At 33.2% G+C, this 20,891-nt stretch carries 18 protein-coding genes and 1 other annotated feature; of the genes, 12 read left to right on the forward strand and 6 right to left on the reverse strand.

Features of this window, described 5'->3' with window-relative positions; genetic code table 11:
* Positions 1-60: 60 nt before the first annotated feature.
* Positions 61-1,401, reverse strand: a complete 1,341-nt coding sequence (dnaA, locus tag ACO6VN_RS11950) for a chromosomal replication initiator protein DnaA (RefSeq protein ID WP_016999185.1) — start codon at positions 1,399-1,401, stop codon at positions 61-63.
* Between the two features lie 548 nt (positions 1,402-1,949).
* On the opposite strand from dnaA, the gene rpmH reads away from it, so the two are divergent.
* The 8 genes from rpmH (at position 1,950) to ACO6VN_RS11990 (ending at position 9,972) form a co-directional block, all read left to right on the forward strand.
* Positions 1,950-2,087, forward strand: a complete 138-nt coding sequence (rpmH, locus tag ACO6VN_RS11955) for a 50S ribosomal protein L34 (protein WP_016999186.1) — start codon at positions 1,950-1,952, stop codon at positions 2,085-2,087.
* A gap of 97 nt (positions 2,088-2,184) precedes the next feature.
* Positions 2,185-2,529, forward strand: a complete 345-nt coding sequence (gene rnpA / locus ACO6VN_RS11960) for a ribonuclease P protein component (RefSeq protein ID WP_016999187.1) — start codon at positions 2,185-2,187, stop codon at positions 2,527-2,529.
* Between the two features lie 30 nt (positions 2,530-2,559).
* The gene (jag, locus tag ACO6VN_RS11965) at positions 2,560-3,354 is read left to right on the forward strand and encodes an RNA-binding cell elongation regulator Jag/EloR (RefSeq protein ID WP_216683542.1); all 795 of its coding nucleotides are present in this window, start codon (positions 2,560-2,562) and stop codon (positions 3,352-3,354) included.
* A 117-nt stretch (positions 3,355-3,471) separates the two neighbouring features.
* Positions 3,472-4,851, forward strand: coding sequence for a tRNA uridine-5-carboxymethylaminomethyl(34) synthesis GTPase MnmE (gene mnmE / locus ACO6VN_RS11970; RefSeq protein WP_194200243.1), 1,380 nt, complete (start codon positions 3,472-3,474; stop codon positions 4,849-4,851).
* Positions 4,852-4,865: 14 nt separating this feature from the next.
* A complete protein-coding gene (gene mnmG / locus ACO6VN_RS11975; RefSeq protein ID WP_422404734.1) occupies positions 4,866-6,740 on the forward strand; it encodes a tRNA uridine-5-carboxymethylaminomethyl(34) synthesis enzyme MnmG in 1,875 nt (624 codons plus the stop codon).
* A gap of 1 nt (position 6,741) precedes the next feature.
* Positions 6,742-7,458 (forward strand): 16S rRNA (guanine(527)-N(7))-methyltransferase RsmG, encoded by a 717-nt coding sequence (gene rsmG / locus ACO6VN_RS11980; RefSeq protein ID WP_194200242.1) that lies wholly within the window; start codon positions 6,742-6,744, stop codon positions 7,456-7,458.
* A gap of 41 nt (positions 7,459-7,499) precedes the next feature.
* The gene (gene noc / locus ACO6VN_RS11985) at positions 7,500-8,342 is read left to right on the forward strand and encodes a nucleoid occlusion protein (protein ID WP_064204293.1); all 843 of its coding nucleotides are present in this window, start codon (positions 7,500-7,502) and stop codon (positions 8,340-8,342) included.
* A 175-nt stretch (positions 8,343-8,517) separates the two neighbouring features.
* Positions 8,518-9,972, forward strand: a complete 1,455-nt coding sequence (locus tag ACO6VN_RS11990) for a carbon starvation protein A (protein WP_064211265.1) — start codon at positions 8,518-8,520, stop codon at positions 9,970-9,972.
* A 122-nt stretch (positions 9,973-10,094) separates the two neighbouring features.
* Here ACO6VN_RS11990 and ACO6VN_RS11995 read toward each other — a convergent pair whose 3' ends face one another.
* Genes ACO6VN_RS11995 through ACO6VN_RS12015 form a run of 5 tightly spaced genes read right to left on the reverse strand, consistent with a single transcriptional unit; the run spans position 10,095 to position 17,172 of the window.
* Positions 10,095-10,838, reverse strand: a complete 744-nt coding sequence (locus ACO6VN_RS11995; RefSeq protein WP_194200241.1) for a cyclase family protein — start codon at positions 10,836-10,838, stop codon at positions 10,095-10,097.
* Positions 10,839-10,858: 20 nt separating this feature from the next.
* The gene (gene metE, locus ACO6VN_RS12000) at positions 10,859-13,108 is read right to left on the reverse strand and encodes a 5-methyltetrahydropteroyltriglutamate--homocysteine S-methyltransferase (protein WP_026023621.1); all 2,250 of its coding nucleotides are present in this window, start codon (positions 13,106-13,108) and stop codon (positions 10,859-10,861) included.
* Positions 13,102-14,940 carry a bifunctional homocysteine S-methyltransferase/methylenetetrahydrofolate reductase gene (locus ACO6VN_RS12005; RefSeq protein WP_323710779.1) on the reverse strand — a complete coding sequence of 613 codons (1,839 nt, stop codon included), beginning with the start codon at positions 14,938-14,940 and terminating at the stop codon, positions 13,102-13,104. Before ACO6VN_RS12005 ends, metE begins: the two co-directional genes overlap by 7 nt.
* Positions 14,897-16,069: a cystathionine beta-lyase MetC gene (gene metC, locus ACO6VN_RS12010; protein WP_194200239.1), complete on the reverse strand. Its 1,173-nt coding sequence runs from the start codon at positions 16,067-16,069 to the stop codon at positions 14,897-14,899. Before metC ends, ACO6VN_RS12005 begins: the two co-directional genes overlap by 44 nt.
* Complete coding sequence (locus ACO6VN_RS12015; RefSeq protein WP_422404735.1) at positions 16,066-17,172, reverse strand: PLP-dependent transferase; 1,107 nt, start codon at positions 17,170-17,172, stop codon at positions 16,066-16,068. The genes metC and ACO6VN_RS12015 overlap by 4 nt, the downstream gene beginning before the upstream one ends.
* A gap of 72 nt (positions 17,173-17,244) precedes the next feature.
* Positions 17,245-17,559: a binding site (T-box leader), on the reverse strand.
* A 181-nt stretch (positions 17,560-17,740) separates the two neighbouring features.
* On the opposite strand from ACO6VN_RS12015, the gene ACO6VN_RS12020 reads away from it, so the two are divergent.
* Genes ACO6VN_RS12020 through ychF form a run of 4 tightly spaced genes read left to right on the forward strand, consistent with a single transcriptional unit; the run spans position 17,741 to position 20,794 of the window.
* The gene (locus ACO6VN_RS12020) at positions 17,741-18,574 is read left to right on the forward strand and encodes a ParB/RepB/Spo0J family partition protein (RefSeq protein ID WP_070044817.1); all 834 of its coding nucleotides are present in this window, start codon (positions 17,741-17,743) and stop codon (positions 18,572-18,574) included.
* 12 nt (positions 18,575-18,586) lie between these two features.
* Positions 18,587-19,471, forward strand: coding sequence for a mechanosensitive ion channel family protein (locus ACO6VN_RS12025; protein ID WP_016999200.1), 885 nt, complete (start codon positions 18,587-18,589; stop codon positions 19,469-19,471).
* A gap of 23 nt (positions 19,472-19,494) precedes the next feature.
* Complete coding sequence (locus ACO6VN_RS12030) at positions 19,495-19,692, forward strand: DUF951 domain-containing protein (RefSeq protein WP_016999201.1); 198 nt, start codon at positions 19,495-19,497, stop codon at positions 19,690-19,692.
* Position 19,693: 1 nt separating this feature from the next.
* Complete coding sequence (gene ychF / locus ACO6VN_RS12035; RefSeq protein WP_016999202.1) at positions 19,694-20,794, forward strand: redox-regulated ATPase YchF; 1,101 nt, start codon at positions 19,694-19,696, stop codon at positions 20,792-20,794.
* The last annotated feature ends 97 nt before the right edge of the window (positions 20,795-20,891 follow it).

The following is a 20,891-nucleotide window of genomic DNA, read 5'->3' on the forward strand; positions in this document are numbered from 1 at the left end:
CGATATAAAAGTTATTCACATGTTGATAAACTGTGTATGGATGTGCACAACTTATCCACATTATCCACGTATTTGTTTTTCTAGTTGTTCTAAATCAGTCTTTAGTTCTGGATTATTTTCTATATCATTTCTAATTTTTTCATGAGCATGAATCACTGTAGTGTGATCTCTTCCTCCGAATTCTTCACCAATTTTAGGTAATGAGAAATCAGTAAGCTCTCTTGAAAGATACATTGCAATTTGTCTAGGATATGCGATAGATTTAGTACGTTTTTTCGCTGAAAAGTCTTCGATACGCACGTTATACATTTTTCCGACAACTTGTTGAATATCTTGAATCGTAATCTTAGTAGATCTAGGTGTCGAGATGATGTCTTTTAGTGCTTCAGCAACTAAATCAGTATTAATCGGTTTGTTTCTTAATTTAGAATAAGCCAAGACTCTTGTTAAAGCACCTTCTAATTCACGAATGTTCGATTGAATAGAATTCGCTATATAAGTAAGAGCTTCAACTGGTAAATCAAGGTTTTCTTCTTCAATTTTCTTCTGTAAAATTGCCATTCTCGTTTCAAAGTCAGGCGGTGTGATATCTACAATTAAACCCCATTCAAATCGAGTTCTTAAGCGATCTTCTAATGTTGGAATTTCTTTTGGTGGTCTATCACTAGAAATAACAATTTGCTTTTTGTTTTGATGTAAATCATTAAAAGTATGGAAAAATTCTTCTTGTGTTTGTTCTTTCTTTTGAATGAATTGAATATCGTCTATTAATAGTACATCGATATTACGATATTTATCTCTGAAGCTTTCTGTATCATTTTTTCTGATAGATTTGATAAATTCATTTGTGAATTTTTCACTAGATGTATAAAGAACATTAGCGTTTGGATTTTGTTCTAATACATAGTGACCAATAGCGTGCATTAAATGCGTTTTGCCTAGGCCAACACCACCATATATAAATAGAGGGTTATAGGCGTTTGCAGGTTCCTCAGCTACAGCTAATGAAGCGGCGTGTGGAAATTGATTTCCTGGACCGATAACAAATGTATCAAAAGTGTTATTACTATTTAATTGGCTATTTGTTACTTCTTCATTTTCTTCAATTGTCTTACTTTTTGCAGGTTGTTCAGTAAAATCTTCACTTTCAAGATCGTCTTCTGATATAAATTTAACTTGAACTCTGTCGCCTATGACATTATAGATAAAATCTATGACATGTTCATGATATTTATTGGTTAACCACTCAGCTACAAAAGGACTTTGTGCTACAACTATTGCACGATTACTATCAATTTGATGTAGGTAAGTTCCTTTAAACCAAGTATTATAACCAGCAGAAGCGATTTGATCTTCGGCAATTGCTAATACCTGTTCCCAAATTTCTTCTTTTGAATTCATAAAAGTCCTCTTTCTAAAATTTTTATTGAGTTATACACATAAAATTGAATTGTTAATAAAGAAATACACAAGTTGTGAATAATTATCCACAACTTACTCACAAACGGTGGATAACTATTTATTCTAATTCCCTTGTCCACAATCTTTACATGCAAGAATCCAACTAAGAATGATAGTAATATCAACGGTTTGTATAACTTATCCACACAATTATACTTTTAAACAAAAGGAGTTGTCAAATGCCTGTGAATATGTGAGGAATTGTTAGATTATGTTGTGAATAAAAAATAAATTTAAATAATTATCCACAAAATGATTAATATTCACTGTGGATAAGTGGATAACTATTATTTTTCACATTCTAAAATTCTTCTTGATTTTTAAAAATCATTTTGTTATAGTTTAGTAGTTATTGAAATTGTGACATTTCACGTGTATGGTATAAATAATTTTGAAATTAATCTTCTGATATATATAAATGAATATCATACAAGCAATTAACTACTATTTAATTAGATGTTAAGAATAAATAATGGAGGTGTTCTTAAATGGTAAAACGTACGTATCAACCAAATAAACGTAAACACAGTAAAGTTCATGGCTTCCGCGCTCGCATGAGCTCAAAAAACGGCCGTAAAGTATTAGCTCGCCGTCGTCGTAAAGGTAGAAAAGTATTATCAGCTTAAGATCACTGAAGAGCAGTGGTCTTTTTTTTGTTTTAATTGATGAAATTGTTTTGTATAATAAACAATAATTAAGTGATGTATTGTGGAGTGGATGTTTGTGGAAAAGGCTTATCGTATAAAGAAAAATAGTGATTTTCAAAGAATATATAAAAAAGGTAAGTCAGTTGCTAATCGTCAGTTTGTTATTTATACTTCAGAAAATGATTGCGAACACTTTAGACTTGGCATCAGCGTCTCAAAAAAATTAGGTAATGCTGTTACTAGAAATAGAATAAAAAGGTCAATTAGAGAGTGTTTTAAAGTTCATAAAGAAAATATCATTCCGAAAGACATCATTGTTATTGCTCGTAACCAGGCAGTAGACTTGGAAGTACTCGAAACAAAGAAGAGTTTAGAGCACGTGTTGAAGATTGCTAAAGTTTTTAATAAACGTATTCCCTAAGTATTTTAATAATTACTAGGAGGTTGCAGTATGCTTAAATCAAACTATGAAGGACAATCAGTAGAACAAGCACTACAACAAGGTTTAAAAGATTTAAATGTTCAAGAGCAACAAGTAAGAATCGATGTAATAAATGAAGGTAAAAAAGGCATTTTTGGTTTTATGAAGCAAGATGCTCGTATTGAATTAACGATTATTGATCCAGAATTAAAAGAGTTTAATTCAATAGAAGATTTAAGAAATCGAAATCAACAAAATGAACAACAAACGCAAGATCTAGATGAAGATACAGAAAGCAACAATATAACAGAAGATAATGAAAATACCGTATCAGAAGATAATTCCAATCATTCTCAGAATGAGAAGAAAAACTCGTTAAATGACATCGCAGACCAAACATTAGAGTATATATTGAATATCATTAAAGAAATGAATATTAATGTAGAAGGGTCTTATAAAATTAAATCTAATACATTGTATATCGATATGTCGTCTGATCAAGCTTCCTATATAATAGGTAAAAGAGGGCAAGTGTTAAATGCCTTACAAACTGTCGGACAAAATTATATGCATCAATATATTAAAGGATATTACACGTTAATATTAGATATTGAATCTTATCGAGCGAAACGTAAAGAAACATTAGAGCAGCTAGCTATAAATATGGCTAAAAAAGCTAAACAAACGAAGAGACCAGTTAAGTTAGAACCAATGTATAACTTCGAAAGAAAGATAATGCATCAGGCATTAAGTAAAGTTGAAGATATCGAAACATACTCTGAAGGAAGAGAACCTCATCGATATTTAGTCATCAAGAATAAATGATAATGGTCGGAGTGAGTTATCTCGCTCCGCATTTTTTCGAACAATATATTCGAAAATTGTTACAAAACCATTTACAATCAAAAGAATGAATAGCATGAATGGTGGAGGAGAAAAATAATGGAACTAGATACAATTACAAGTATCTCTACGCCTATGGGTGAAGGCGCAATCGCAATTGTACGTTTAAGTGGTCCGGATGCGATAAGTATCGCTGATAGTATATATAAAGGGAAAAAACAATTATCAGAAGTCGATTCACATACGATTAATTACGGACATATTTTGGATCCTGACAGTGGCGAAATTGTTGAAGAAGTAATGGCGGCTGTTATGAGAGCGCCTAAGACTTTTACAAGAGAAGATATCGTAGAAATTAATTGTCACGGTGGTCTAGTAACTGTTAATCGTGTACTTGAATTAACGTTATCAAATGGAGCAAGAATGGCGGATCCGGGTGAATTTACAAAGAGAGCTTTCTTACATGGTCGTATTGACTTATCACAAGCAGAAGCAGTGATGGATTTCATACGTTCTAAGACGGAACGCGCATCCAAGGTAGCCTTAGGGCAGATGGAAGGGCGTCTAAGTGAACTCATAAAAGGGCTAAGGCAATCTATACTAGAAATACTAGCACAAGTTGAAGTTAATATAGACTACCCTGAGTATGATGACGTAGAAGAAGCAACATCTCAATTTCTATTAAAAGAAGCTGCTAACATAGAGCAAGAAATCGATAAATTATTGAAGACAGGTCAACAAGGGAAAATTATGAGAGAAGGCTTGTCTACAGTAATAGTAGGTAAACCAAACGTTGGTAAGAGTTCAATGCTTAATAATTTAATTCAAGATAATAAAGCAATCGTTACAGAAGTAGCAGGGACGACTAGAGACGTATTAGAAGAATATGTTAATGTTCGTGGTGTGCCTTTACGATTAGTGGATACAGCAGGTATTAGAGAAACAGAAGATATCGTAGAAAAAATTGGTGTTGAAAGATCAAGGAAAGCTTTGTCAGAAGCAGATTTAATATTGTTCGTATTAAATTATAATGAATCACTGACAGAAAGTGATTACCAATTGTTTGAAGCTATTAAAAATGAAGACTTCATAGTTATTATAAATAAAACAGATTTAGAACAGCACCTTGATATGGATGAGCTGAAAGAGATGATAGGTGACCATCCTATCGTACAGACATCGATGGTAGAACAACAAGGTATTGAAGAGTTAGAACAAAAGATATCAGAATTATTCTTTGGTGGACAAGTTCAGTCACAAGACATGACTTATGTATCTAATTCAAGACATATTGCACTGTTAAAAGACGCGAAGTCTTCAATTAAAGACGCAATTCATTCAGCTGAAGAAGGCATTCCAATAGATATAGTACAAATTGATTTAATCAAAACTTGGGAATTGCTAGGTGAAGTTATAGGTGAAGAAGCAAGTGAATCACTTATTGACCAATTGTTTAGCCAATTCTGTTTAGGAAAATAAAAGGAGGAAAAATTTTGACACAAAAATATGATGTTATTGTTGTCGGAGCAGGGCACGCTGGTGTAGAAGCAGGATTAGCTTCAGCGAGACGTGGCGCAAAAACTTTAATGCTTACAATTAACTTAGATAGTGTAGCGTTTATGCCATGTAACCCATCAGTTGGTGGTCCAGCAAAAGGTATAGTTGTAAGAGAAATTGATGCACTTGGTGGACAAATGGCTAAGACAATTGATAAAACACACATCCAAATGCGTATGTTAAACACTGGTAAAGGTCCAGCAGTACGCGCATTACGTGCTCAAGCAGATAAAGTATTATACCAAGAAGAAATGAAACGTGTATTAGAAGATGAGCCTAACCTTGATATTATGCAAGGTATGGTAGAACGTTTAATTATAGAAGATGATGTAGTAAAAGGCGTGGAAATGGTTATCGGCACTCAATATCTAGCTGATTCTGTTGTATTAACAACTGGTACATTTTTACGTGGTGAAATTATTTTAGGTAACTTAAAATATTCAAGTGGTCCAAACCATCAAATGCCTTCAATCACATTAGCAGACCATTTAAGAGATTTAGGTTTCGACATAGTTCGTTTCAAAACTGGAACACCACCTCGTGTTAATGGTGGCACAATTGATTACAGTAAGACTGAAATTCAACCAGGTGATGATGTAGGTAGAGCATTTAGTTATGAAACGACAGAATATATTTTAGACCAATTACCATGTTGGTTAACTTATACGAACGAACAAACACATAAAGTGATTGATGACAATTTACATCTATCAGCAATGTATTCAGGCATGATAAAAGGTACTGGTCCAAGATATTGTCCTTCAATTGAAGATAAATTCGTAAGATTTAACGATAAACCAAGACACCAATTGTTCTTAGAGCCTGAAGGTCGTAAAACTCAAGAAGTTTATGTACAAGGTTTATCTACAAGCTTACCTGAAGAAGTACAACGTAAAATGTTAGAAACAATACCGGGACTTGAAAAAGCAGATATGATGAGAGTCGGTTATGCTATTGAATATGATGCAATTGTACCTACACAATTGTGGCCGACATTAGAAACTAAATTAGTTAAAAACTTATTTACTGCAGGTCAAATTAACGGAACTTCTGGTTATGAAGAAGCGGCTGGTCAAGGTTTAATGGCTGGTATTAATGCGGCAGGAAAAGTATTAGGTAAAGAAGATGTTGTATTACGTCGTTCTGATGCTTATATCGGTGTATTAATTGATGACTTAATAACAAAAGGCACAAATGAACCATATCGTCTATTAACATCACGTGCTGAACACCGTTTATTATTAAGACATGATAATGCCGATTTAAGATTAACAGATATCGGTTACGAAATTGGTATGATTTCAGAAGAACGTTATGCTAAATTCAATCAAAAACGTGAAAGTATCAAAGCTGAACAAGAGAGATTACAATCTATTCGTATTAAGCCGAATGAACATACACAAAGTGTTATTGAAAGCCGTGGAGGTTCAGCACTTAAAGATGGTATATTAGCTTTAGATTTATTACGTAGACCAGAAATGGATTACAATGCTATCATGGAAATCTTACAAGAAACTTCTCCAGTTAATGAAGACATCCAAGAACAAGTTGAAATTCAAACGAAATATGAAGGTTACATTCAAAAATCATTAGCTCAAGTTGAGAAAGTTAAACGTATGGAAGACAAAAAAATACCTCTGAATATAGACTATGATGCAATCAATAGTTTAGCTTCTGAAGCGAGAGAAAAACTTAAAGAAGTTAACCCGTTAGATATTGCACAAGCATCTCGTATATCAGGTGTTAACCCAGCAGATATATCTATCTTACTTGTTTATATTGAACAAGGTAAAATCCAGAAGGTGGACTAAAATGAACGAACAAACTTTTATCAACTCATTAAAAGATTCAGGTATTACACTTACTAATCAACAATTAAAACAATTTGAGACATATTTTGAAATGTTAGTTGAGTGGAATGAAAAAATTAACTTAACAGCAGTAACAGAAAAAGAAGAAGTGTATTTAAAGCACTTCTTTGATTCTGTGACACCTGCTTTTTATGTAGATTTTAATGAAATCGAATCTATTTGTGATGTAGGAGCTGGAGCCGGTTTTCCAAGTATTCCACTTAAAATTATATATCCACACTTACAAATAACGATTGTAGACAGCTTAAATAAACGTATTAAGTTTTTAAATGAATTAGCTAATAAACTTGAAATAGATAAAGTGAATTTTGTACATGATAGAGCAGAAACGTTTGGCAAAGGACAATACCGTGAAAGCTTTGATTTAGTAACGGCACGCGCTGTAGCAAGATTATCTGTATTGAGTGAGTTGTGTTTACCACTAGTTAAAAAAGGCGGGCAGTTTGTTGCATTAAAAGGTTCTCAAGGCGATGAAGAATTAGATGATGCACAGTTTGCAATTTCAGTGTTAGGTGGAAAATTAAATAAAGTTTATGAATTTAAACTTCCATTAGAAGAAAGCACAAGACAAATAATTGCGATTGATAAATTTAAACAAACACCTAAGAAATATCCAAGAAAACCAGGAACACCTAATAAAGAACCTTTAACAAAATAATTTCCTGGGAAATACGTAAGAATGAAAGTGGGTAGATTGAAATGAAAAAACCTTTTTCTAAATTATTTGGACTTAAAGACAAAGAATTAGAACACATAGAAGAAGCAAGAAATGAAGGCAACGTCGCGATAATTTCAACAGAAAAAATTGTGCCTAACCGTTATCAACCGAGAAAAGTTTTTGATGAATCAAAGATAAAGGAATTAGCGCAGTCTATTAAAGAACATGGATTGTTACAACCAATTGTAGTTCGTCCAATAGAAGAAGGTATGTATGAAATTATTGCAGGTGAACGCAGATTTCGCGCAATTAAACATAACGATCTACCTGAAACTGAAGCCATCATAAAGCCCTTAAATGATAAAGAAACTGCAGCTGTGGCACTTATAGAGAATATTCAACGTGAAAATCTTTCAGCTATAGAAGAAGCAGAGGCTTATAGAAAATTACTTGATTTAGAAGGAATAACACAACAAGACTTAGCTGTAAGCATGGGGAAAAGCCAATCATTCATAGCGAACAAATTAAGATTGTTAAAACTATCAGAGCCCATCGTCATATCATTACAAAAAGGTGAAATTACTGAAAGACATGCAAGAGCTTTGTTGGGATTAGAAGATGAAGAACAACAAGATGTCTTAACGGCTATTCAGTCACAAAATTTAAATGTTAAGCAAACTGAAGATCGTGTGAAAAAAATACGAGGATCTGAAAAAGTAAAAGCTAAACAATTTCAATTTGAACAAGATATAACAGAAGCAATTGATGCACTTGGACAAAGTATTAAAAATGTTGAAAAAGAAGGCATCAAAGTAAAACGTATAGATGAAGAACATAAAGACTTTTATGAAATTACGATTAAAGTTTATAAAAGGAATTCTTAAATATAATATATGAATTATGACTACCACCAAATTATTTATTATTTTGGTGGTAGTTTTTTATTATTACTTATCCAATCGTATAAGTAGTGATTAATTATTTTTAAGTATTGTTTTTTACTAATATATAATTTATACTTTGATTTGAAAGCGTTTGCAAACAAAAGGGGGATTTTGCATGATAACATTTTTAGTATCAATTGCTTTGTTAATTATAGGGTATTTTACATATGGTAAATATATTGAAAAAATGTTTGGTGTTAAAGAGGAGCGTCCGACTCCTGCTCATGACCAACGTGATAATATTGATTATGTTCCTATGTCGACGAATAAGAACTCATTAATACAATTGTTGAATATAGCAGGTGTTGGACCGATATTTGGACCTATTATGGGTGCTTTATATGGTCCAGTTGCGTTTTTATGGATTGTTCTTGGATCAATTTTTGCAGGAGCAGTGCATGATTATTTAACAGGTATGATTTCTATACGTAATAAAGGGGCTCATTTACCTGAACTGGCGGGTAAATTTTTAGGTAATGTTATGAAACACCTTGTAAACGTGTTTACATTGTTATTGTTATTACTTACAGGGACAGTTTTTGTTACGAGTCCGGCGTTACTTTTACATTCGTTAATGGACGGTAGAATAGCTTTAGGTATTATTATATTTGTGATTTTCTTATATTATTTCTTATCAACAGTTTTACCGATTGATAAAATTATTGGTAAAGTTTATCCGATATTTGGTTTTATTCTAATGATTTCAGCTGTTGGTATTTTCATTAGATTGTTGATGACTGGTGCAGAAATTCCTGAATTAACGTTGAAGAATATGCATCCTGATTCAGCGCCTATATTCCCATTATTATTCTTTACGATTACTTGTGGGGCTTTATCAGGTTTCCATGCTACTCAATCTCCAATCATTTCTAGAACGACAAATCGTGAGAAAAATGGTCGTATGATATTTTATGGCATGATGATTGCAGAAGGAATTATCGCTATGATTTGGGCTGCTGCTGCTATGAGTTTATTCGGTGGTTATGGTGGACTTCAAGAAGTACTAGCAAAAGGGGAAGCGGCGCTTGTAGTGAGTGAAGCATCTACTATGTTACTAGGCTCAGTATTTGGCACGCTTGCAATATTAGGGGTTATTGTATTGCCAATTACGAGTGGTGATACGTCGTTTAGAAGTGCAAGAATGATTCTTGCTGATTATTTCAACTTCGGTCAAAAGCAAGTTTGGAAACGATTCGCAATAGCAATTCCAATGTTTGTGATTAGTTTTATTCTAACTACAGTAGATTTCACAATATTATGGAGATACTTCTCGTGGGCTAACCAAACAACTGCAACAGTGGCGTTATGGATTGGTACGATGTATCTATTGTTATCTAATAAGAACTTCTATGTAGCTTTAATACCGGCACTCTTTATGACGTGGAATATATTCACATATATTTTAAGTCAGCCAATTGGTTTAGGTATAGATTTATCACTTAGTTATTGGTTATCAGCTGGCTTAACGATACTATGGACGATGTATTTCTATTATATATATCGTAAAAATAGTGAAACAGAATTTGAAATTGATCATCAAATTTTATCACCAACAGCACCTAAATATTAATATAAAAGCAGAACCTTTCGATCTCCACCGAAAGGTTCTGCTTTTTTGTTACGTATTTATTTAATATAGGTAAGGGGCTGCCATATAATACTCGCTCAAAAATACTATATGGCAGTGTGCTATTAACTTGGGCTAATAGCAAATGCTCGGACAGGGAATCCGGGTGCATTTTTAGGTTTTGGACTAATGGCTAAAATGACTGAACCACGTGTTGGTAGTTCATCTAATCCGGTTAACAGTTCTATCTGGAATGTATCTAAACCGAGCACATAACGTTCACCTACGATGTCGTTATGTTTACGGATATCAATAGAAGCATCTGTATCGAACGTTTCATGTCCTATTGATTTTATTTTTCTTTCTTCGAATAAATATTTCAAGGCATCTAATGACCAACCTGGTAGATGCTCATTTCCATCTGCATCTCTATTTTCAAATTGTTCTTTATCTGGCCAACGTTTAGACCAATCACTTCTAAAAGCGACAAATGTATCTTGTTCAATTTGACCATTCTCAGCTTCCCATTTAAGGATATGTTCTTTTGTTAATCTAAAGTCTGCATCTTGTTCAACTTCTTTTGAGAAGTCTAGTACTATTAAAGGTAAGACCGTTTCTTGTAAACCTAATTCATGTAGATAACGTTTATGTTCTACAAAATGAATAGGGGCATCTATATGTGTGCCATATTGTGTTGCAAATTGCCAAGATTGAGCAAAGAATCCATCATCTTTCACTTGATATAAAGTTTTCGTTTCAGCATTTTTAAATGATGAAAAATGTGGAGATTCAGAATCAAAAGTATGCGTTAAATCGACCCATTTATATTTTTTTAGATGGCTCAGTGATTCCCACAATGGATATGACATAACATCACCTCTTATTTTGATTAATTTGGTTGTTTGACTGTGTTATCTTGACGTAGCTTTTCAACTGAACGAACAAGTACATTTAAAGCTTCTTTAACTTCGTCTTCTTTTCTTGTTTTTAGACCACAATCTGGGTTAACCCAGAATAATGAACGATCAATTTCTTTCAGTGCTCTATTGATAGCAACAGTAATTTCTTCTTCTGTTGGAATACGCGGGCTATGAATATCATAAACGCCTAAACCAATACCTAAATCATATGTGATGTCTTCGAAATCTTGAATTAAATCACCGTGACTTCTAGAAGTTTCTATTGAAATAACATCCGCATCTAGTGATTTAATAGCATGAATGATTTGTCCGAACTGAGAATAGCACATATGCGTATGAATTTGCGTTGAGTCTTGGACAGATGATGTTGATAATTTAAATGAATGTACTGCTTTATCTAAATAATCTTCATGATATTCTGAACGAAGCGGTAAGCCTTCTCGTAATGCTGGTTCATCAACTTGTATAATTTTAATACCTGCGTCTTCAAGTGCTAGCACTTCCTCGTTAATAGCAAGCGCGATTTGGTCTTGTACTTCACGTCTTGGAATATCAACACGCTCAAATGACCAGTTTAAAATTGTAACAGGTCCAGTAAGCATACCTTTAACTGGTTTATCCGTTAAACTTTGTGCATATAATGTTTCATCAACTGTTAATGGAGCTGTCCATTTAACATCACCGTAAATGATTGGTGGTTTTACAGCACGTGATCCATAAGATTGAACCCATCCAAACTTAGTTACTAAGAAGCCATTTAATTTTTCACCAAAGAATTCAACCATATCATTACGTTCGAATTCACCATGAACAAGTACGTCTAAGCCAATGTCTTCTTGAATTTCAATCCAACGTTTAATTTCATTTTCAAGGAACTCTTGATACTGTGCATCAGTAATTCTATTGTTCTTCCAGTCAGCACGATATTTTCTTACTTCCCTAGATTGTGGGAAAGAACCAATCGTAGTTGTAGGTAGGTCAGGTAAATTTAATAATTGATCTTGTAATACTTTTCTCTCTTTAAATGGTGTTGCACGCTCTGATTTAACAGCTTCATAATCATATTCTAATTGTTTGAATGATTGACCTTCAAAACGTTCAAATTGTTCTTTTAATTGATTATATAAAGTATCATCTTGTTCATTAAATAATTGTTTTAATGCGTATAATTCATCTAATTTTTCTGTAGCGAAACTTAAACCATCACGTATTGAATCATCTAAAGTTTCTTCTTCTAAAGTAACTGGTACGTGTAATAAAGAAGATGAAGGTTGAATAACAAGTTCATCTGTATAAGATTGTAAAGTTTCAATCAATGATTTCTTTTCCTCAATATTAGCTGACCAAACGTTTCGACCGTCCACAATTCCAGCAAATAAAGCTTTTTCTTTAGGGAATAGTCCGTCTTGGATTTGTTTTAAGTTATAACCATTATCATGAACGAAGTCTAACCCAAATCCGTATACAGGTAATTTACCAACGAAATTCAAATCAACGCGTTCAAAGTATGTTTGTAATACGATATTAGTTGAAGCAGCTTCTTTATTAAAGAAGGCATATGCTTCTTCTGTGATTTCTTGTAATTCATTAGCTTTATCTGTAACAAGAATAGGTTCATCTACTTGTATATATTCAGCACCAGCTTCTGTTAACGTTTGGAATACTTCTTTATATAAAGGTAGTAATGTTCTGACTTTCTCATCAAAAGTTTGGTTTCCGCCTTTTGAAAGTGCAACGTAAGTGATAGGTCCTAAAATAACTGGATGAGTATTTACACCTAATTCTTTTGAAAAATTAAATTTATCTAGTAATACATTACGATTTAATTGAGGTGTTACATTATCCCATTCAGGAACGATGTAGTGATAGTTAGTATTAAACCATTTAATTAAAGCACTAGCTACATGCTCTTTGTTACCTCTAGCAATATCAAATAGTAAATCATCATCTACTTCGCGACCTTGAAAACGTTCTGGAATGATATTAAATAATAATGATGTATCTAAAACATGGTCGTAAAGTGAAAAGTCACCAACAGGTATTTGATCAACATGATGATTTTGTTGGATTGTTAAAATTTCTTTGTGTAAATCTTGTAATGTTTGATCAAGTTCAGTTTTGTCTATTTTATTTGACCAATAACTTTCAATTGCCTTTTTCCATTCTCTTTTCTTACCTAGTCTTGGGAATCCTAAATTTGCTGTTTTAATTGTCATAATATTGCCTCCTTAGATTGTGTACCAGTTATGGATTTTGAATACTGTGCAAGTTCAACTGTAATATCATATTTTAAAAATGGTGTGACTAAATACAGACCATTAAAATATTGGTGAATCGTGTCGATTAATTCTTTACTTAAACTTATGCTAAGTGCTCTAGTTGCCTCTTTATCATGTTTGACTTTTTCAAAGGCATTAAGAACACCTTCAGATAATTTGATACCGGGTACTTCGTTGTGTAAAAACAGTGCGTTATTATAGTTGGTTATTGGCATCACTCCTATAAATATTGGTGCATCTAGATGTTTAGTTGCTTCGTATATTTCTTTTATTTTTTCAGGTTCATAAACAGGTTGAGTAATAAAATATTCAATGCCTGAATCTAGTTTTTTCTCTAGTCGTTTCACTGCTGGTTCTAATCTTCGAACGTTTGGATTAAATGCTCCAGCTACTGAGAAATTTGAATTCCTTCTTAGCGATGCTCCGTCTGCGTTAATACCTTGATTAAACTGTTGTATAATTTCTGCTAAACCATTTGAATTAACATCGAACACGCTTGTTGCACCTGGGAAATTCCCTACTTTAGAAGGGTCTCCTGTGATTGCTAAAATATCATTAATTCCTAAAAGCGATAGCCCCATTAAATGAGATTGTAGACCGATTAAGTTTCTATCTCGACAAGCTAAGTGTACGAGGGGTCTAATTTTATAGTTTTGTTTAATAATACTTGCTGCAGCAATGTTAGAAATTCTAACGCTAGCTAAAGAATTATCAGCAAGTGTTATCGCTTCTACTTCAGCATCTTCTAAAGCTTTAACACCTTTGAAAAACTTGTCTGTATCTAAATGCTTTGGTGTATCTAATTCAACGATAACGGTAGGTTTGTGGCTAACGAGTTCGGTAATGCTAGGTTCTTGTTTATCTTGTTTTTGATATTTCTTTGTTTCTATCGGTATAACATTTTTATGATGTACAGGCTTTAAATCTTTTACGACTTCTTTGATTTTCTTAATGTGTTCTGGCGTAGTACCACAGCAACCACCGATAAGGCGGACGCCTTGATTTACAAGTTCTTTAGCAGATTTTGAAAAGTATTCAGCGTTATTGCTGTACTTAAGTTCATTCTCTTCTAAATCAAGTAAGCTTGCGTTTGGATAACATGAAAGATATGCATCTTTAGGAATATCAATATGTTTATAAGTTTGAATCATATGATAAGGTCCATGGTGACAATTCAGTCCAACAATATCTGCTCCTGCATCGAGTAAAGACTGCAAAGCATCCGGTATAGGTGTACTATTTCTTAAGAAATTCGTGTTGCTTGCTGTTAATTGAGCTATAATCGGTAAGTCATATTTTGCTCTAGTATCTTTTAATACAGCGAGTAATTCTTCTAAGTCGTAATATGTTTCAAAAAGTATGCCATCCACACCTTCATTTACTAAAGTCTCAATTTGTATTTCTGTATGGTATTGAATGGATTCAATGGATAAGTCACTTTTTCTTATGTTTCGAAAACCACCGACAGTTCCTAGTATGAATGTGTCTTCATTGCTTGCTCTTTTAGCGATGCGTACTGCTTCTTTGTGTATATCTTTGACGCGGTGCTCTAAATTATATATTTGCAATTTTTCAAAGTTAGCACCGTATGTGTTGGTTTGAATAACATCAGCTCCTGCTTCTATATAGGAGCGATGTATTTTTTCTATCTTTTTTGGATGTGTTAAGTTATAGCTTTCTGGACAAGTATCTAATCCTTCTGAATAAAGGATTGTACCCATTGCTCCGTCAGCTATTAAGATACGGTTCTTCAACGCCTCTTTCATCTTCATATATAGCCTCCTTTAATGCCCAATCGATATCTGTAATCAATTCTTTGACATCTTCTAATCCGACTGAGAGTCTGAACAAACCGTTAGTAATACCACGCTCTGCTCTAATTTCTTCTGGTATTGCAGCGTGACTCATTGTAGCAGGATGAGAAAGTATCGTTTCGACACCACCTAAACTAACTGAAACAAGTGGAATATTGAGATGATCTACAAATGACTGTGCTTTTGACTCGTCTTTAAGTCTAAATCCAATAACAGCACCACCATTTTTAGCTTGTCTTAAGTGTGTGTCATTAGTAATTGGATAATAAACAGTTTCAATCGCTTCATTTGTTATTAAATATCTATATATTTGTTCAGCATTATGAACACTTTGTTTAAATCGAATTGGTAATGTTTTTAAATGCTTCGCAAGTGTCCATGAATCGTACACACTTAGACCTGATCCTGTTCCATTTTGAATGAGATAAATATCTTCTTTTAATTTAGGATCATTCACGACAACTGCTCCTGCAATCAAATCACTATGGCCGCCTAAAAACTTAGTAGCAGAGTGAACAACGATGTCAGCGCCTAATTTAAGAGGTGACTGTCCAAGTGGTGTCATAAATGTGTTATCAACTGCCAATAGTGCATCGTTATGTCGTGCTATCTGTCCAACTCCATCAATATCTGTCACTTTAAATAGTGGATTGGAAGGTGTTTCAACGTAGATGAGCTTTGTATTAGGTTGAACTGCGTTTTCAACTTGGTTTAAATCAGTCTGGTCAACTGTTGTAAATTCGATTTTAAATTTTTTAAGAATTTGTTCGGTTAGTCTAAAAGTACCGCCGTATACATCATCCGGCAAAATAACATGGTCTCCAGGTTCTAATGTGAGAAACACTGCAGTGATAGCTGCAATTCCTGAACTAAAAGCAAATCCATACTGACCGTCTTCTAATTTAGCTAATTTTTCTTCTAGCAACTTTCTATTTGGATTTCCACTTCTTGCATAATCAAATTCTTGATTTTCACCTAGTGTATGTTGGTGAAATGTTGATGAATAATATAATGGTTGGTTACTTGATAAATGTTCATGTCCGCGAGTTGAGTCTAAAATTAATGAAGTTTCTTTTGAATAGCTCATAATGACACTCCTTCTTTTTTTGATTTTTTCAGAGCTTGAAGTATGTCTTGGTAGATGTCTTCGTAATCTTCAATTCCTATTGATAGACGAAGTAAGTATTCATCAATGCCACGTTTGTCTTTTTCTTCATCAGCCATATCAACATGCGTTTGCGTATACGGGAAAGTGATGAACGTTTCTGTACCACCTAGGCTTTCAGCAAAAATACATAAATCTATATTTTGTAAAAATCGATCTACGCTATAGTCTTGTTTCAATCTGATGCTTAACATGCCTGTTCTTCCTGAATAAAGAACTTCTTCTATGCTGTTTACTGATTGAAGTGACTTAGCTAATTTTCGGGCGTTTTCTGTAGCACGGTCTAATCTTAGATGTAAGGTTTTCAAACCACGTACTAGTAAATAACTATCGAACGGTGAAAGTGTAGCGCCGATCATATTGTGAAATTGTCCGAGTAATTCACCTAAGTTATCATCTGCTACTGTTACAACACCTGCTAATACATCATTGTGTCCGCTTATATATTTAGTAGCAGAATGTAAAACGATATCTGCACCATCTTTTAATGGAGTTGATAGATACGGTGTTAAAAATGTATTATCAATGATTGTTAAAATGTTATGTTCTTGGGCTATTGCATACAATGGATCTAAATCAACCGAGAACATTAACGGGTTTGATATTGGTTCGATAAAGAATGCTCTAGTATTTTCAGTTAAAGAAGCATTTACTTCATCAATATTTGAAAAATCAATGTATTTAAATTTAATATTGTATTGTTTCTCATAAAATTCAAAAAGTCTAAATGTGCCACCATATAAATCAAAAGAAACAAGTATTTCATCATTTGGTTTAAATAAGTTACAAATCAATTGAATGCTAGCCATACCACTTGAAGTTGCAAATGAGTATTTTCCACCTTCAAGTTTTGCAAAAGCTTCTTCAAATTGTGAGCGAGTTGGGTTTTTAGTTCTTGTATAATCAAATCCAGTAGAACAACCTAATTTTTCGTGTTGATAAGCTGTAGAAAGATAAATTGGATTTGTTGTTGCTCCCGTTCGATCTTTTGTTAATGAAATTTGAGCGAGTTGAGTAGATTTCATAATTGCCTTCCTCCCTAATTAAATATAAAAATAAAAAAAGCTTCCGTCCTTTAAACCCGAAATGATTCGGATGTAAAGGACGAAAGCTTAGCTCGCGGTACCACCTTTGTTTGTAATGACATTGCTGACATCACCTCTATAAGTACGCCATCTCTTAATAAAATATACAGTGGCAGAAAAGGAATAGTACAAAAAATTTCCAGTACGCCATCAATATAAGAGATTTTAATACTGTATCGCTATAACGGGCGATCCCGTTGACACCTCAATATCGATGTCACCACTCCAAGGCCATTTTCAATCTTTCTTTCAATATTCCCTTTCAGCAAATAGGAACTCTCTGTTAATTGCAGTGCTAAGATTTACTTTCCTTTTTATCGTGCTTTTAATTATTATTTCGTTGTTGATATATTACACATTACTATGCGCTTATTTTTTTGTCAACAACTTTTCTGAATATTTTAATTTATCCGTTAATTTTTCTTTTGTGCATAAGATGTTTAAAATTGTTATAATTTAGTGTGCATGTTTTACGTGAAACAAATTAAAGGATAGACGCGGTGATGAAATGAAAGAAAGAAATTATGAATTAACTCAAAAAATTTCTTATAACCATAGTAGTGATCAAATTATTGAAATTCCATTAGATAAATTAAGAAGAAATCCTTATCAACCACGACAGTTTTTTGATGAAGTAGCATTACAAGATTTAACCCAATCCATTTCACAGCATGGTGTGTTACAACCTATCGTCGTCAGAGAAACGATTAAAGGGTACGATATTGTTGTAGGAGAAAGGCGTTTTCGTGCCAGTCAATTAGCCGGTAAGCAGACTGTCCCAGCAATTATTAAAGACTTAACAGATGAAGAAATGCTAGAATTAGCCATTATCGAAAATCTACAACGAGAAAATTTAAAACCTTTAGAAGAAGCGAAAAGTTATGCGACGATGATGGAAGAATTAAACTTGAGACAACAGCAAGTTGCTGATAGATTAGGTAAGTCACGATCATACATCGCAAATGTCTTAAGGCTACTTAATCTACCACCAAGTGTTAAAAATATGATTAATGAAGATCAGTTATCTAGTGCACATGGAAGAACGCTACTAGGTTTAGAAAAAGAACATAACATTGTTGAAGTGGCCAAAAAAGTCATCAAAGAACATATGAGTGTTAGGGCGTTGGAAGAGCATGTGAAGCTCTTAAATGAAAAAGGAAAACCAAAAAGTAAAGCTCATCAAAATAAGCCGCAATTTATTATGAAACATGAGTATCAATTAAAAGAAAAATTTGGAACTAATATTGATATTCATAAAACGAAAAAGTCTGGCAAGATATCACTTGAATTCAATTCAGAATCTGAGTATAAAAGAATAATAGAATTATTGTTAGAACAGTAAAGAGGTGCAAAATTGAAAAAAATAAACAACATCATCCATAAATTAATTGATCCATTTATGAACCCTGACAATTGGCAGAAATGGATAGAACAGATATTTATTGGCTTATTTTATATTATACTCGCGTTTATAATCATTAAAATATTGCATAAATTAATAGAAAAATTCTTCACTACTAAATATGGAACGAAGCGGGTAGGGAAGTCTAACAAACGTGCAAAAACAATGGTAAACTTATTACAGAATGTAGTTTCATACGTAGTTTGGTTTATTGTTGCTACAACTATCTTAAGTAATTTAGGGATTAGAGTAGAAAGTATCATTGCCGGAGCTGGAGTAGTCGGTTTAGCAATCGGTTTTGGTGCACAAGCATTAGTAAAAGATGTCATAACAGGATTCTTTATTATATTTGAAAATCAATTTGACGTCGGAGATTATGTAAAAATTAATACGACTGGGACAACAGTAGCAGAAGGTACTGTACAATCTATCGGTATGCGATCAACAAGAATCTTATCCTTTGAAGGAGATTTAACAATCTTACCAAATGGAACTATGAACGAAATAGTAAACTTCTCAATTCACAATGGTATGGCTATTGTAGAAATACCTGTTTCTATTAAAGAAGATCTAGATAAAGTAGAACAAAAATTAGAAGTGTTTTTACCAACTATAAAAGAAAAATATGCAATTTTTGTTAATGAACCTGAAATATTAGGAGTAGAAACTGTAACAGCAGGTGAAGCTACTATAAAAATTGCAGGAGAAACAGAACCAAACGCACATGGTACAGGTGCACGCATTTTAAGAAGAGAAATAAAATCATTCTTCGATAAAGAAGGCATACAATCACCAATACCAACGATGGTTTCATATAATCCAAATAATATTCAATAAATATCTAAAATGGAGGCTGTTTCATGATAAAATCATATGACTTAAATGATATTGTAGAAATGAAAAAACAACATGCATGTGGCGTCAATAGATTTAAAATCATAAGGTTGGGAGCAGACGTTAGAATAAAATGTGAAGGTTGTTCACGTAGTATAATGTTACCAAGGCAAGAATTTGATAAAAAAATCAAAAAAATATTAGAAAAAGGACAAGGTGAATAAAATGGCATTAACAGCTGGTATCGTAGGTTTACCAAACGTTGGGAAATCTACATTATTTAACGCAATAACAAAGGCGGGAGCATTAGCGGCAAACTATCCTTTCGCTACAATTGATCCAAACGTTGGTATCGTAGAGGTGCCGGATCATCGTTTACAAGAATTAACTAAATTAGTTAAACCAAAGAAAACAGTACCAACTGCTTTTGAATTTACAGATATAGCAGGTATCGTTAAAGGTGCTTCTAAAGGTGAAGGATTAGGGAATAAATTCTTATCACACATCCGTGAAGTAGATGCTGTATGTCAAGTTGTACGTGCATTTGAAGATGAAAATGTTACGCACGTTTCAGGTAAAGTAGACCCAATCGATGACATAGAAGTTATTAATATGGAATTAGTGTTAGCTGACTTAGAGTCAGTAGAAAAACGCTATGAAAGAGTCGCGAAAATGGCGAAACAAAAAGATAAAGAAGCTGTTGCCGAAGAAAAAATATTAGCAAAAATTAAAGAAACATTAGAAAATAATGAACCAGTAAGAAGCATAGAGTTTACAGCCGAAGAAAAAACTATTTTAAAACACTTAAGCTTATTAACAGCAAAACCTATGTTATATGTAGCAAACGTAGCTGAAGATGAAGTAGCAAATCCTGAAGACAATGAATATGTGAAACAAATCAAAGAATACGCAGATAATGAAGGGTCAGAAGTTATTGTTATTTCAGCGAAAATAGAAGAAGAACTTGCAACATTAGATGATGAAGACCGTGAAATGTTCTTAGAAGATTTAGGTGTAGAAGAAGCAGGTCTAGATAAATTAATACGAGCTTCATATAACTTATTAGGATTAGCAACATACTTTACAGCAGGTGAACAAGAAGTAAGAGCTTGGACATTTATAGAAGGTATGACAGCCCCACAATGTGCTGGAATTATTCATACAGACTTCGAAAGAGGATTTATTAGGGCAGAAACAGTAAGTTATGATGACTTATTAAGTAATAATGGCATGGTTGGAGCTAAAGAAGCGGGCAAAGTTAGACTTGAAGGTAAAGACTATTTAATGAAAGACGGAGACGTCGTTCACTTCAGATTTAACGTGTAAAAAATGATTGTAAAAAGTAATGCTGTGTGCTATAATTCTTGATTGTGAGTAATGAAAATTATTCCTTGCTTAATACAAAAGATATTAAGCCGCATAG

This window comes from Mammaliicoccus sp. JADD-157 (assembly GCF_049310805.1).
GTDB lineage: Bacteria > Bacillota > Bacilli > Staphylococcales > Staphylococcaceae > Mammaliicoccus > Mammaliicoccus lentus.